The organism is Streptomyces sp. NPDC012466 (assembly GCF_042955215.1).
GTDB lineage: Bacteria > Actinomycetota > Actinomycetes > Streptomycetales > Streptomycetaceae > Streptomyces.
Window position 1 is genome coordinate 127,084 of record NZ_JBIBEQ010000009.1, and the last position, 13,173, is coordinate 140,256.

Below are 13,173 nucleotides of genomic sequence, written 5' to 3' on the forward strand. Positions count from 1 at the left end.
GTCCTGCCTCAGAGCGCGTCGGGGCCGCGCTCGCCGGTCCTGACCCGTACGGCCGTCTCGACCGGGATGGACCAGACCTTGCCGTCACCGATCTTGCCGGTGCGGGCCGCCTTGACCACCACCTCGATCAGCTGCTCGGCGTCGTCGTCCTCGACCAGGACCTCGATGCGGATCTTGGGGACCAGGTCGACGGTGTACTCGGCACCGCGGTAGACCTCGGTGTGGCCCCGCTGACGACCGTAGCCGCTGGCCTCGGTGACCGTCAGGCCGTGTACTCCGAAGGCCTGCAGGGCCTCCTTGATCTCGTCGAGCCGGTGCGGCTTCACGACGGCGGTGATGAGCTTCATGCGTCCACCTTCTTGCTCGCGGCTGCGGCGACCGGGGCCGTGACAGCCGTCTTGGCGGCGCCGCCACCGGCACCACTGAAGTCGTATGCGGTCTCGGCGTGCTCGGCCTGGTCGATGCCGGCGACCTCGTCGTCCTCGGGAACCCGCATGCCCATGGTCTTGTCGAGGATGAAGGCGAGGAGCGCGGAGACGATCAGGGAGTAGGCGAGCACCGCGAAGACACCGGCGCACTGCTTCCAGAACTGGGTCAGGCCGCCGCCGTAGAAGAGGCCCTCGACCTCGGACTGGCCCTTGCCGCTGGCGAAGAAACCGATCAGCAGGGAGCCGAGGACACCGCCGACCAGGTGGACGCCGACGACGTCGAGGGAGTCGTCGTAGCCGAACCTGTACTTCAGGCCGACGGCCATGGCGCACAGCACACCGGCGATGGCGCCGACGGCGATCGCGCCGAGCGGGGTGACCGCGCCGCCGGCGGGGGTGATGGCGACCAGGCCCGCGACCGCGCCGGAGGCGGCGCCCAGCGTGGTGAAGGCACCGTGGCGGATCTTCTCGTAGATGAGCCAGGCCAGCATGGCGGCGGCGGTGGCGACCTGGGTGTTGACGAACATCAGCGCGCCGACACCGTCGTCGTTGCCGAGCCAGGAGCCGGCGTTGAAGCCGAACCAGCCGAACCACAGCAGACCGGCGCCGAGCATGACCAGCGGCAGGCTGTGCGGGCGCATCGGGTCCTTCTTGAAGCCGACGCGCTTGCCGATGACGAGGATCACGCCGAGCGCCGCGGCACCGGCGTTGATGTGCACCGCCGTACCACCGGCGAAGTCGATGACGCCCATTTCGAAGGCCCAGCCGCCGGCGCCCCACACCCAGTGCGCGACCGGGAAGTAGACGACCGTGGCCCACAGGGCGATGAACAGCGCCCAGGCGCTGAACTTGACGCGGTCCGCGAGGGCACCGCTGATCAGGGCGGGCGTGATGATCGCGAACATCAGCTGGAAGACCAGGAACACGAACACCGGGATCGTGTAGCCGGGCCACAGCTCCGTCAGGCCGATGTTGCCGAGGCCGACCCAGTCGGAGTTCCAGCCGATGAGGCTGCCGGAGTCGGTGCCGAACGCCATGGAGAAGCCGTACAGCACCCACAGGATGGTGACGATCCCAAGGCTGATGAAGCTCATCATCAGCATGTTCAGGGTGCTCTTGACGCGGACCATGCCTCCGTAGAAGAAGGCCAGACCCGGCGTCATGAGCATCACCAGGGCGGAACAGATGAGCATGAACCCTGTGTTCGCGGCAGAGAGCTTGGGTGCTTCTGCGGCAAGGGTGATGGCTGGTGCCATCGGCGTCTCCTCGTCATTGGTACGGCCCCGTGCGGGCGAAGCCTCGAGCGGAATGAGGGGTGGGCCGGTTATGCGCCACGAGATTGACGCAGCGCGGTTTCGGTCGAAGCCCCTCGTTGTTTCGCGGCCGTGACGAAGGCGCCTGCTGTGTTACGCCTCGATGAACTGCCGGATTGCCGGCGCGCCGATCGTTATCGTGGCGCAACCTTCGGTTTCAGGCAGCCGTGGGCGCACGGACCGGCCGCGGTCGGCCTTCCGATGACCTGGCATGGGGGAGCCGAGTCGGGCAGTTCGGGAGGGCCGGCCGCGGCCGGGGTTCCGGGGTGGGGTCGTGCGGCTCGATCAGACCGCTTCGGCGGCGGTCTCGGGCAGTTCGGCGGCGAGCCGCTCGGTGAGGTCGACGACCTCGCCGAGGTCGCCGAAGTCGCGGGCGGCCGTGTCGACCGTCTTGCGGATGCGGGTGTTGACGCGCTCGGAGCGGACCTTCTTGGCGACCTGCATGGCCTCGGCGGCGAAGACCGTGCTCTGCTCGGGCTCGCGCCGGAGGAGGTGCACCGTGGCCATGCCGATGAGGTTCAGTGCGTACGACCGCTGGTGCTCGCCGTCCTCGGCGAAGAGCTCCACCGCTCGCTGCATCAGCGGCTCGGCCAGCGAGGCGTAGGCGGGGCTGCGCCCGGCGACGTAGGCCAGGTCGCGGTAGGAGTGGGAGTTCTCGCCGTACAGCTCGGCCTCGGAGAAGAAGCGGATCCAGTCGGGGTCGGGCTCGTCCCACTCGTCGGCCTCGGAGAAGGTGTCCTCGGCCATCCGGACCGCCCGCTTGCACTTGCCGGGCTGCCCCATGTTGGCGTAGGCGCGGGCCTCCATCGCATACAGCATCGACTGGGTGCGCGGGCTCGCGCAGTCCCGGCTGCCGTACTGCGCGAGGTGGATCAGCTCCAGCGCGTCGTCGGGCCGCCCGAGGTGGATCATCTGGCGGCTCATGCTGGACAGCACGTACGAGCCGAGGGGCCGGTCACCGGCCTCCTTGGCGGCGTGCAGCGCGAGGACGAAGTACTTCTGCGCGGTCGGCTGGAGCCCGATGTCGTACGACATCCAGCCGGCCAGCTCGGCGAGTTCGGCGGCGACCTTGAACAGCCGCCGGGTCGTGGCCTCGGGCTGGGGCTCCTGGAGGAGGTCCGTCACCTCGTGCAGCTGCCCGACGACCGCCTTGCGGCGCAGGCCGCCGCCGCACTGGGCGTCCCACTGCCGGAACATCACCGTGGTGGACTCCAGCAGGTCCAGCTCCGGCTTGGAGAGCCGGCCGCGGGCGCGCCCGGAAGCGGGGTCGGGCTCGGAACGCGGGGCCGGCGGCGAGGGGACGAGCCAGCGCTGCATGGGTTCGATGAGGGCCGGGCCCGCAGACAGGACCAGCGAGCTCCCGAGGAAGCCGCGCCGCGCCAGCATCAGGTCGCTGCGCGAGAACTCGCTGAGCAGGGCCACGGTCTGCGGGCCCGTCCAGGGCAGGTCGACGCCGGTCGCGGAGGGCGACTGGCGCGCGGTGCGCAGCCCCAGGTCCTCGACGGAGACGACGACGCCGAAGCGTTCGGAGAACAGCTCGGACAGGATCCTGGGGATCGGCTCGCGGGGGTTCTCGCCGTCGAGCCAGCGGCGCACACGGGAGGTGTCCGTGGAGATGTGGTTGGCGCCCAACTGCCGTGCTCTGCGGTTGACCTGGCGGGCGAGCTCGCCCTTGGACCAGCCGCTGCGCACGAACCAGGAGGTGAGCAGCTCGTTCGGGCGCTTGTCAGCGTGCGTCGCGCTCGCAGCGTCCGTCCCGCTTCCGCCGTTGCCGCTCACTGGAACGCCCCCATCCCTGAGACCACTTGCCGCCGAGTGCGCCAAGCCCTATCAGCATGCCGGTTCGTCCTGCCGTCCGTCCGGCCCTTGTCACCCTTCGAACGGAATGACGACTTGCCTCCGGCATACCCACGAGCGCATGTGCCCCCAGGCCTCGTGCACACAAAGTAATCCTACGATCACCCGTCCGGCCACGGCTCACACGGAAACGCCACCATTCGCCACCCCATCGAATGAACTCCTGTACGCCTGGGCGCGATTCACTTGACACAGCACAACCGGGAGCGGGTGCAGCGATGCACTCGGGGGCGCGCGTCGTCGGGCACGCCACTCTGGGCACATCCGGGCGCTGAATGAACCGACCGCCACCGGGAAGCCGGAAACGGAGAGTCACGTATCGCGTCCGCAGCGTAACCACCGGTGCGTCGGACCCGTTGGAGGGGGCATGGGCTTCACGATCGGCATCAGCCGGGGCATGCGCGACATCCGGTCCGGCTCACGCCGCCGCGGCCGCACGTCGGACGGCACGGCCGTGGCCGAGTACACAGGGCTGTGGGGCTGGGACGTGGTGCCGGGGGCCCGGGCCTCGGCGGGCGCCTGCTCCTGCGGCCGCGGCGACTGCCCGGCGCCGGGCGCGCACCCGCTGGACTTCGCGCCGGTGCTCGCCGCCGGCGCCACGCTGGACGACGTGACCGAGATCTGGGGAGAGTTCCCCGGCGCCTCGGTGATGCTGCCGGTGGGCCGGGCGTTCGACGTCATCGAGGTGGCGGAGCCCGCCGGCTGCCGTGCGCTGGCCCGGCTGGAGCGCATGGGCCTGCCCGTCGGCCCGGTCGCGGCGACCCCGGACGGCCGCGCGCACTTCTTCGTCGCCCGCGGCGCCGCCGCCGATCTGCCCGGCCTGCTCTACCGCATGGGCTGGGACGACCCGGCCTCCCTCGACCTGCGCGGCCTCGGCCCCGGCGCGCACATCACGGCACCGCCGTCCGACCGCGGGGGCCTCGGCCCGGTGCGCTGGCTGCGCTCCCCCGCCCTGGACTCGGCGTCCCGCCCGCCGGAAGCCCGCCTGGTGCTGGGCACGCTGGCCTATGTGGCCCACCGGTCGCGGGCCTGACCGCGCCGCAGACGTACACAGCGAAGCGCCCGCCCCCGACTGCATCTCGGGACGGGCGCTTCTGCGACGCACGGATCGCGCGGTACGACTGTGGGGAGGTCACTCCCCGATAAGGGCGTCAACGAAGGCCTCCGGCTCGAACGGCGCCAGGTCGTCCGCGCCCTCGCCGAGCCCGATGAGCTTGACCGGGACGCCCAGCTCACGCTGGACCGCGACCACGATGCCGCCCTTGGCCGTGCCGTCGAGCTTGGTGAGCACGATGCCGGTGATGTTGACGACCTCGGAGAAGACCCGCGCCTGGACCAGGCCGTTCTGGCCGGTGGTGGCGTCCAGAACGAGCAGTACCTCGTCGACCGGGGCCTGCTTCTCCACGACCCGCTTGACCTTGCCGAGCTCGTCCATGAGGCCGGTCTTGGTGTGCAGACGGCCGGCGGTGTCGATGAGCACGACGTTCGCGCCCATCTCCTTGCCCTCCTTGACCGCGTCGAACGCCACGGAGGCCGGGTCGCCGCCCTCGGGTCCGCGCACGGTGTGGGCGCCGACACGCTCGCCCCAGGTCTGCAGCTGGTCGGCCGCGGCGGCCCGGAAGGTGTCGGCGGCGCCGAGAACGACGCTCTGGCCGTCGGCCACCAGGACACGGGCGAGCTTGCCGGTGGTGGTGGTCTTGCCGGTGCCGTTGACGCCGACGACCATGACGATGCCCGGCTTGCGGTCCTCGGGCTCGGTCTTGACCGCGCGGTCCAGGTCACGGCCGACCAGCGTGATCAGTTCCTCGCGGAGCAGGGTGCGCAGCTCCTCGGTGGTGCGGGTGCCGAGCACCTTCACGCGCTCGCGCAGCCGCTCGACCAGCTCCTGGGTGGGTTGCACGCCGACGTCGGCGGTGAGCAGCGTGTCCTCGATCTCCTCCCAGGTGTCCTCGTCGAGGTGCTCGCGCGACAGCAGGGTGAGCAGTCCCTTGCCGAGGGCGTTCTGCGAGCGGGAGAGCCGGGTCCGCAGCCGGACCAGGCGGCCGGCGGTCGGTTCCGGGATCTCGATCGCGGGAGCTTCGGCGGGCGGCTCCTCGACTACGACCGGAGCCGAGCCGTCCGGGAGATCCACCTCCTCTATCGTGCGCCGCGGTTCCTCCCGCGGCGTCTCGGCCTCGTCGCCGACGTGCGGCTCGGCCGGTGGGGCGGTGATGTCGGGCGCTGCGGGCGGGGGCGGGGGCAGCTGCTTCTTGCGCCGGCTGCCGACGATGAGCCCGCCGAGCGCGCCGATCACGACCACGGCGATGACTACAGCAAGGATGACGATTTCCATAACAAGCCCAGTATGGCGTGACCGCACGCCCGGTCGTTCGTTGTCCACGCGGGGCCGCTAAAGCCCCACCGGGCCGGGCCGGCCCGCCGTCCGACCTCGCGTCGGCCGGAAGCCCCTCGGGGCGGAGTCACAACGCGTCCCGTATCAGCTTGGACTCGCAGGGTGCGCGTGCAGCGCCCCCAGGGTGTGTCACGGCCCATGCGGTGGGCCGTGACACACCCTTCTTTTCCCGGTGAGAGCATCTAGCAGCCTGACGGCCCGTCAGCTATGGTCCCCGCACAGCCACCGGTGAAGGGGGACACGTCCCATGCCCGTCACGGTCGCACGCTTCAACCTCGTCGCTCCCGGGGCCGGTCCCGCCGAGCTCGGCGCCCGGTACCGGACGGCCCTGGAGATGGCCGCGTACGCCGACGACCGGGGCGTCACGACGGTGCAGACGGAGGAGCACCACGGGGCGGACAACAACTGGCTGCCGTCGCCGTTCGCGTTCGCGGGGGCCGTCTTCGGCGCCACCCGGCGCGTCGCGGTCACCGTCTCGGCGATCATCGGCCCGCTGCACGACCCGCTGCGGCTGGCCGAGGAGATGGCCGTGCTGGACCTGCTGAGCAACGGCCGGCTGGTGACGGTCGCCGGCATCGGGTACCGGCCGCAGGAGTACGACCTGTTCGGCGTGGACTTCGCCAGGCGCGGCGCACTCCAGGACGAACTGCTGGAGACCCTGCTGAAGGCGTGGACCGGCGAACCCTTCACCTACCGGGGCCGCACGGTCCGCATCACCCCGCGCCCCTTCACCGAACCGCACCCGCTGCTCCTGGTCGGCGGCTCCTCCAGGGCCGCGGCGCGCCGGGCCGCCCGGCTCGGTCTGCCCTTCTTCCCGAGCGCGCATCTGCCGGAGCTGGAGGCGTACTACAAGGAGCTGCTCGTCGAGTACGGCACCGAGGGCTGGGTCATGATGCCCGCCGCCGAGACTCCCCTGCTGCACGTGGCCGAGGACCCGGACCGGGCCTGGGCGCGGTACGGCCGGCATTTCCTGCACGAGGCCCGGACGTACGCCTCCTGGCAGTCGGGCGAGGTGCGCTCCGCCGTGAAGTCGGCCGCCACGACCGTGGAGGACCTGCGCGCGGAGGGCGTCTACCGGATCCTCACGCCGGAGGCGTGTGTGGCGCTGGGGCTGGACTCCTATGTCCTGCATCCGCTGGCGGGCGGGATGCCGGTGGAGGAGGGGTGGCGCAGTCTGCAGCTCTTCTGCGAGCAGGTGCTGCCGCGGCTGGGGAGCTGACGCTCACGGATATCCGGTGGCCGGCCGGGGCGCCCCGGTGATCCACTGACGTCATGAGTCTCTCGGTCGACGTGTTCCTGCACGAGCCGGACGGACGACGGCGGATACTCGACGTCCCCGAGGGGCGCGACGACTCGGCCGGGTTCGAGTCCTGGCGCGAAACGGTGTGGGGATCACCGCCGGTGCGCGCGCTGGGGGCGCGGTTCCTTCCGGTGCTTGCCGACCGCGACCTGGAGGTCGAGGCCGGGGACGTGGCGGAATTCCTGCGCGAGGTGGCGCTGCTGCGCGATCACCTCGACGCCATCGCCGCGAGCACAGAGCGCCCGCGGGGGCTCGCCGAGCACCGGGAGGGGCTGGTGCGTCGCCTGCGGAACCTGGAGGTGGCCGCCCTGCACACCCGGGTGGTCGGGGGCGGCGTCCTCGTCTGGTGACACGACGGACCACCGCCCCGGCTCGGGCAGTGGCCGAACCGGGGCGGTGGCGGGTTACGGGGAGAGGGGCAGCGGGGACTTTGGCCCTTCTCCCCGAGTCGGGGGAACGGGTCAGCCCATCTCCTCCAGGGCCTTGCCCTTCGTCTCCTTGACGAACTTCAGGACGAACGGGATCGACAGCGCGGCGAAGGCGGTGTAGATCACGTAGGTCACGGAGAGGTTCCAGTCGGCCAGCGACGGGAAGCTCGCGGTGATGGCCCAGTTGGCGATCCACTGCGCGGCGGCGGCCACGCCCAGCGCGGCGGCACGGATCCGGTTCGGGAACATCTCGCCGAGCATGACCCAGACGACCACGCCCCAGGACAGGGCGAAGAAGAGGACGAAGATGTGCGCGGCGATCAGGGCGATCCAGCCCTGCGCGGCCGGCAGCTTGCCGTCGACGAGGTGGTAGGAGAACGCCCAGGCCTCCAGCGCGAGGCCGACGACCATGCCGACCGAGCCGATGATCGCGAGCGGCCTGCGTCCGATGCGGTCGACGAAGATCATCGCGATGACGGTGCCGAGGATGTTGATGATCGACGTGGTGAAGGAGTAGAAGAACGAGTCCGTCGGGTCGACACCGACCGACTGCCACAGCGTCGAGGAGTAGTAGAAGGCGACGTTGATGCCGACGAACTGCTGGAAGACCGACAGGCCGATACCGATCCAGACGATCGGCTTGAAGAAGAAGCTGCCGCCGAGCAGGTCCTTGAAGCTCGACCTGTGCTCACTCTTCATGGCGCCCTCGATCTCGGCGACACGGGCGTCGAGGTCCACGTCCTTGCCCTCGACCTCGGTGAGGATCTCCCGGGCGCGCTCGTGCTTGCCGACGGAGATCAGGAAGCGCGGGGACTCGGGGATGGCGAAGGAGAGCAGCCCGTAGAGGACGGCCGGGACGACCATGACGCCGAGCATGACCTGCCAGGCCTCCAGGCCCATCAGCTTGCCGCGCTGGTCACCGTCGGCGGCGTTCAGCAGACCCCAGTTGACCAGCTGCGACACGGCGATGCCGATGACGATCGCGGCCTGCTGGAAGGAGCCGAGCCGGCCGCGGTAGGCGGGCGGGGCGACCTCGGCGATGTAGGCCGGGCCGATCACGGAGGCCATGCCGATGGCGAAGCCGCCGACGACACGCCAGAAGGCGAGGTCCCACAGCGCGAAGGGCAGCGCGGAGCCGACGGCGCTGATCGTGAAGAGAACCGCGGCGATCTGCATGCACCGGATACGGCCGATGCGGTCGGCTATGCGGCCGGCGGTGGCGGCGCCGATGGCGCAGCCGATGAGGGCGATGGCGATGACCTGGGCCAGGGCTGCGGAGCCGACGTCGTAGCGGCCGCGGATGGCCTCGACGGCGCCGTTGATCACGGAGCTGTCGTAGCCGAAGAGGAAACCGCCCATGGCGGCCGCCGCGGCGATGAAGATGACGTGCCCGAGATGATCGGGGTGAGCCGTCCTGGCTCCTGACTTGGGTGCCTGCGCTGTGCTGGTCACGTGTACTCCTCGGGCCACCGGCAACGCTGCCGGAGGGGATCAGCCCTTCGAGGTGCCACCTGAAGGTACCTGAAGGTAAAAGGAACGTTGCCGAGACTATGCCTTCAAGTTTCGAAGTCAATAGTCGGCTGCTGTGAATCCGATGCAGGAGTGTGTCAGCTATGTGTTCAAGAGTTGAAGTCACCGAGGAGCCGCAGGTGAGACCGGTGTATGGGCCACGCACCTAGCGAAGGCGCTGGCTGATGACCTTCGACACACCGTCGCCCTGCATGGAGACGCCGTAGAGCGCGTCGGCGACCTCCATCGTGCGCTTCTGGTGGGTGATCACGATCAGCTGGGAGGCTTCCTGGAGCTCCTGCATGATCCGGATGAGCCGCTGGAGGTTGGTGTCGTCGAGGGCGGCCTCGACCTCGTCCATGACGTAGAACGGACTGGGCCGCGCCTTGAAGATCGACACGAGCATCGCCACCGCCGTCAGCGACCGCTCCCCGCCCGAGAGCAGCGACAGCCGCTTGACCTTCTTGCCCGGCGGCCGCGCCTCGACGTCCACGCCCGTGGTGAGCATGTTGTCGGGGTCGGTCAGCACCAGCCGCCCCTCACCACCGGGGAACAGCCGGCTGAAGACGCCCTCGAACTCCCGGGCCGTGTCGCGGTAGGCCTCGGTGAAGACCTGCTCGACGCGCTCGTCGACCTCCTTCACCACCTGCAGGAGGTCCGCTCGCGTCTTCTTCAGGTCCTCGAGCTGCTCGCTGAGGAACTGGTGGCGTTCCTCCAGCGCCGCGAACTCCTCCAGGGCGAGCGGATTCACCTTGCCGAGCTGCTGGTAGGCACGCTCGGCGGCCTTCAGACGCTTCTCCTGCTCGGCCCGGACGAACGGCCGGGGCCGGTTGCGCGGGTGCTCCGGGTCCTCCGGCAGCTCCTCGCCCTCGGCGGGGGGCGAGGGCGGCACGAGCTGGCGCGGCCCGTACTCCGCCACCAGTCCGGCCGGTTCGACACCCAGCTCCTCCAGCGCCTTGGTCTCCAGCTGCTCGATGCGCAGCCGCTTCTCGGCGCCGAGTACCTCGCCACGGTGGACCGAATCCGTCAACTTGTCGAGCTCGGCCTTGAGGTCGCGTCCCTCGGTGCGGGCGCGGACGAGTTCCTGCTCCCGGCGGGCCTTGGCGGCCTCGGCGGCGGTGCGCTCCTCGTCGGCCCGGGCCAGGGAGACCTCGACGTGCGCGAGCAGTTGCCGGGCACCCGCGCCGACGGCCTCGGCGACGGCCGCCTCGTGCCGCAGCCGGGCCCGCCGCTGCTCGGCACGCGCGCGTGCCTCGCGCTCCGCGCGGGCGGCCCGGTCCAGGGAGTCGGCCCGGCCCGCCAGTCCCTTGACACGTTCCTCGTGCGTACGGACCTGGAGACGTGCCTCCATCTCGGTCTGGCGGGCGTTGGCACCGTCGGCTGCGAGCCGGTCCCGTCCGGAGGTGTCGGGCTCCTCCTCGATCGGCATCTCCTCGGCGACGGCGAGCCGCTCGGCGAGTTCCTCGACCTCCTGGAGCGCCTTGTCGAGGGCCTCCTGTGCCCGGGCCGCGGCGGCGGCGGACCGCTCGGCCTCCCCCGCCGCTCCGCGCGCCTGTCCGGCGAGGCGGCCGAGCTGCTGGGCGACGGACGACTTCTCCCGGTCGGCGGCCCGGCGCCGCTCCCCCAGTTCCTCGACCTGCGCGGCACACTCCGTGCGCCGTTCGACGGCCGTGTGCTGGGCCTCGGTGAGCTCCTCGCAGCGGACCGCCAGCTCTTCGAGCTCGGCGGCGGCCTCGTCGACGGAGGCCTGGACCTCCAGGAGGCTGGGGGCGCCGGCGGAGCCGCCATGGGCGAAGTGCGCGCCCAGGAGGTCACCCTCGGCGGTGACCGCGGTGAGGCCGGGGTGGGAGTAGACGAGGTCTTCGGCGTCTTCGAGGGTGCCGACGACGACGATGCCGTCAAGGAGGCGGCGGACGGCCGGCATGAGGTCGGAAGGGCCGCGGACCAGTTCCGCGGCGAAGGTGTGACCGGCGTCCGCGGGTCCGTCGGGGCCGCCCGCCGCGCCTCCGGGGTGAGCGTCTCCCGCCAGGAGCAGTGTCGCCCGGCCTCCGTCCTGTTTGCGCAGGAGTCTGATCGCGTCCGCCGCCGATGCCGGGCTCGCCACCGCGATGGCGTCCGCCGCCGCCCCGAACGCCGCGGCCAGGGCGACCTCGTGCCCCGGGGTCACCGTGAGGAGTTCCGCCGCCGGGCCGAGCAGGCCGGAGAGGCGGTCCTTCGCTGCGAGCAGTATCCCGGTGCCGTCCTTGCGGCGCAGACCGAGTGCCAGGGTTTCGTGACGGGCCTGGGTGGCGGCCCGCTTGCGTTCCGCCGCCGTGGCGTCCTCGCGCGCCGCCGTGAGGGCGGCCTCGGCCTCGGCCAGCCGCTGCTTCGCCGCCTCGTGCAGCTCGGAGAGCTCCGCGTCGCCGGCGTCGAGGCCGTCGACCTCGGCCTTGAGTGCCTCGTACTCCTCCTGGGCGGCGACGGCACGTTCCTGCGCCTCGTCGCGCGCGGCGGCCAGGCGTTCGATCTCGGCCTGGGCGGAGGCCGCGCGCGAGCGGGCGGCGTTGACCTGGCCGCCGAGCCGGGCCAGGCCCTCACGCCGGTCGGCGATGGCGCGGGCGGCGTCCTTCAGACGCCGTTCCTCCTGGGTGAGCGCGCGTTCCAGCTCGGCGCGGTGGGCGACCGTGTCCTCCAGGGCGCGTTCGGCCGCCTCCAGGGCCGCTTCCAGCTCGGCCTCCTGCTCGCGGATGCGGGCGGCCTCACGTTCCATGTCCTCGGGGTCGCGGCCGCGCCGCTCCTCGGGGGGCGCGGAGGTGGCGCTCTTCACCCGGGCATCGGCCAGCGAGATCGTGCCGCGTACCCGTTCGGCGAGCTGGGAGAGCTCGTACCAGGTCTGCTGGGCCCGCTGGAGGCGCGGCGCGAGCCGCCGGACCTCGTCCTCCAGGAGGGCCTCGCGCTGGAGTGCCTTGCGCAGCTCCTGCTCCGCGGACTCCTTGCGCTCCTTCAGCGCGGCCTCGTCGGCGACCTCGGCGTTGAGGGCTTCCCGGAGCCGTACGAGGTCGTCGGCGAGGAGGCGCAGGCGGGCGTCGCGCAGGTCGGCCTGGATGACGGCGGCCCTGCGGGCGACGGCGGCCTGGCGGCCGAGCGGCTTGAGCTGGCGTCGGAGTTCGTCGGTGAGGTCCTGCACACGGGCGAGGTTGGCCTGCATCGCGTCCAGCTTCCGCAGCGCCTTCTCCTTGCGCTTGCGGTGCTTGAGGACGCCGGCGGCCTCCTCGATGAAGGCGCGGCGGCCCATGGGATCGGCGTGCAGCACGGAGTCGAGCTGGCCCTGCCCGACGATCACGTGCATCTCGCGGCCGATGCCGGAGTCGGAGAGGAGGTCCTGGATGTCGAGGAGACGGCAGGTGTCGCCGTTGATCTGGTACTCGCTGCCGCCGTTGCGGAACATGATCCGCGTGATGGTGACCTCGGCGTACTCGATGGGCAGGGCCCCGTCGGAGTTGTCGATGGTCAGGGACACCTCGGCGCGGCCCAGCGGGGGGCGGCCGGTGGTGCCGGCGAAGATGACGTCCTCCATCTTGCCGCCGCGCAGCGACTTGGCGCCCTGCTCGCCCATGACCCAGCTGAGCGCGTCGACGACGTTGGACTTGCCCGAGCCGTTCGGTCCGACGACGCACGTGATCCCCGGCTCGAACCGGAGGGTGGTCGCAGAGGCGAACGACTTGAACCCGCGGAGGGTCAGGGCCTTGAGGTGCACGCCGCCGGACTCTACCGCCCGGGTCGGTCTCACTCCATGAACCCGCGGTTTCGCCGCTGAACACGCAGGGCACATCAGACGTTAAAGACGGTGAAAGGATGCGGGGGCAAGAAAGAAGGGACGCCGACAGGGCGTCCCTTGCACTTCTGACAACTAGGCGGTTGTGACGGGCGGCCCAACCACTGCTGTGCTGTTGTGGAGCGATGCAGT

General features: G+C 71.1%; 9 protein-coding genes. 3 read left to right on the forward strand and 6 right to left on the reverse strand.

Annotated features, from left to right (window positions below; all coding sequences use genetic code 11):
* Positions 1–8 precede the first annotated feature (8 nt).
* From ACFY9E_RS30545 to ACFY9E_RS30555, 3 genes are all read right to left on the reverse strand, one after another.
* Positions 9–347 carry a P-II family nitrogen regulator gene (locus tag ACFY9E_RS30545; protein WP_037933299.1) on the reverse strand — a complete coding sequence of 113 codons (339 nt, stop codon included), beginning with the start codon at positions 345–347 and terminating at the stop codon, positions 9–11.
* Entirely contained in the window at positions 344–1,684 is a 1,341-nt protein-coding gene (locus tag ACFY9E_RS30550) for an ammonium transporter (RefSeq protein ID WP_390989357.1), read from the reverse strand. Before ACFY9E_RS30550 ends, ACFY9E_RS30545 begins: the two co-directional genes overlap by 4 nt.
* 342 nt (positions 1,685–2,026) lie before the next feature.
* Complete coding sequence (locus tag ACFY9E_RS30555; protein ID WP_390989359.1) at positions 2,027–3,520, reverse strand: hypothetical protein; 1,494 nt, start codon at positions 3,518–3,520, stop codon at positions 2,027–2,029.
* A gap of 445 nt (positions 3,521–3,965) precedes the next feature.
* Here ACFY9E_RS30555 and ACFY9E_RS30560 point away from each other — a divergent pair, with 445 nt between their 5' ends.
* Positions 3,966–4,631 (forward strand): bifunctional DNA primase/polymerase, encoded by a 666-nt coding sequence (locus ACFY9E_RS30560; protein ID WP_390989361.1) that lies wholly within the window; start codon positions 3,966–3,968, stop codon positions 4,629–4,631.
* Positions 4,632–4,730: 99 nt separating this feature from the next.
* Here ACFY9E_RS30560 and ftsY read toward each other — a convergent pair whose 3' ends face one another.
* Positions 4,731–5,930 carry a signal recognition particle-docking protein FtsY gene (gene ftsY / locus ACFY9E_RS30565; protein WP_390989363.1) on the reverse strand — a complete coding sequence of 400 codons (1,200 nt, stop codon included), beginning with the start codon at positions 5,928–5,930 and terminating at the stop codon, positions 4,731–4,733.
* 307 nt (positions 5,931–6,237) lie between these two features.
* On the opposite strand from ftsY, the gene ACFY9E_RS30570 reads away from it, so the two are divergent.
* Both ACFY9E_RS30570 and ACFY9E_RS30575 read left to right on the forward strand, forming a co-directional pair.
* Positions 6,238–7,209, forward strand: a complete 972-nt coding sequence (locus tag ACFY9E_RS30570) for an LLM class flavin-dependent oxidoreductase (RefSeq protein ID WP_390989365.1) — start codon at positions 6,238–6,240, stop codon at positions 7,207–7,209.
* Between the two features lie 53 nt (positions 7,210–7,262).
* Entirely contained in the window at positions 7,263–7,640 is a 378-nt protein-coding gene (locus ACFY9E_RS30575) for a hypothetical protein (protein ID WP_390989367.1), read from the forward strand.
* A gap of 111 nt (positions 7,641–7,751) precedes the next feature.
* Here the strand turns inward: ACFY9E_RS30575 and ACFY9E_RS30580 are convergent, their stop codons facing one another.
* Positions 7,752–9,170, reverse strand: coding sequence for a sugar porter family MFS transporter (locus ACFY9E_RS30580; protein ID WP_390989369.1), 1,419 nt, complete (start codon positions 9,168–9,170; stop codon positions 7,752–7,754).
* 223 nt (positions 9,171–9,393) lie between these two features.
* Positions 9,394–12,963 carry a chromosome segregation protein SMC gene (smc, locus tag ACFY9E_RS30585; RefSeq protein ID WP_390989371.1) on the reverse strand — a complete coding sequence of 1,190 codons (3,570 nt, stop codon included), beginning with the start codon at positions 12,961–12,963 and terminating at the stop codon, positions 9,394–9,396.
* Positions 12,964–13,173 lie beyond the last annotated feature (210 nt).

What these genes read in the sequence shown, in the direction of transcription:
- ACFY9E_RS30545 (WP_037933299.1), bottom strand. Translation starts at nt 347, where the DNA reads ATGAAGCTCATCACCGCCGTCGTGAAGCCGCACCGGCTCGACGAGATC.
- ACFY9E_RS30550 (WP_390989357.1), bottom strand. Translation starts at nt 1,684, where the DNA reads ATGGCACCAGCCATCACCCTTGCCGCAGAAGCACCCAAGCTCTCTGCC.
- ACFY9E_RS30560 (WP_390989361.1), top strand. Translation starts at nt 3,966, where the DNA reads ATGGGCTTCACGATCGGCATCAGCCGGGGCATGCGCGACATCCGGTCC.
- ftsY (WP_390989363.1), bottom strand. Translation starts at nt 5,930, where the DNA reads ATGGAAATCGTCATCCTTGCTGTAGTCATCGCCGTGGTCGTGATCGGC.
- ACFY9E_RS30570 (WP_390989365.1), top strand. Translation starts at nt 6,238, where the DNA reads ATGCCCGTCACGGTCGCACGCTTCAACCTCGTCGCTCCCGGGGCCGGT.
- ACFY9E_RS30575 (WP_390989367.1), top strand. Translation starts at nt 7,263, where the DNA reads ATGAGTCTCTCGGTCGACGTGTTCCTGCACGAGCCGGACGGACGACGG.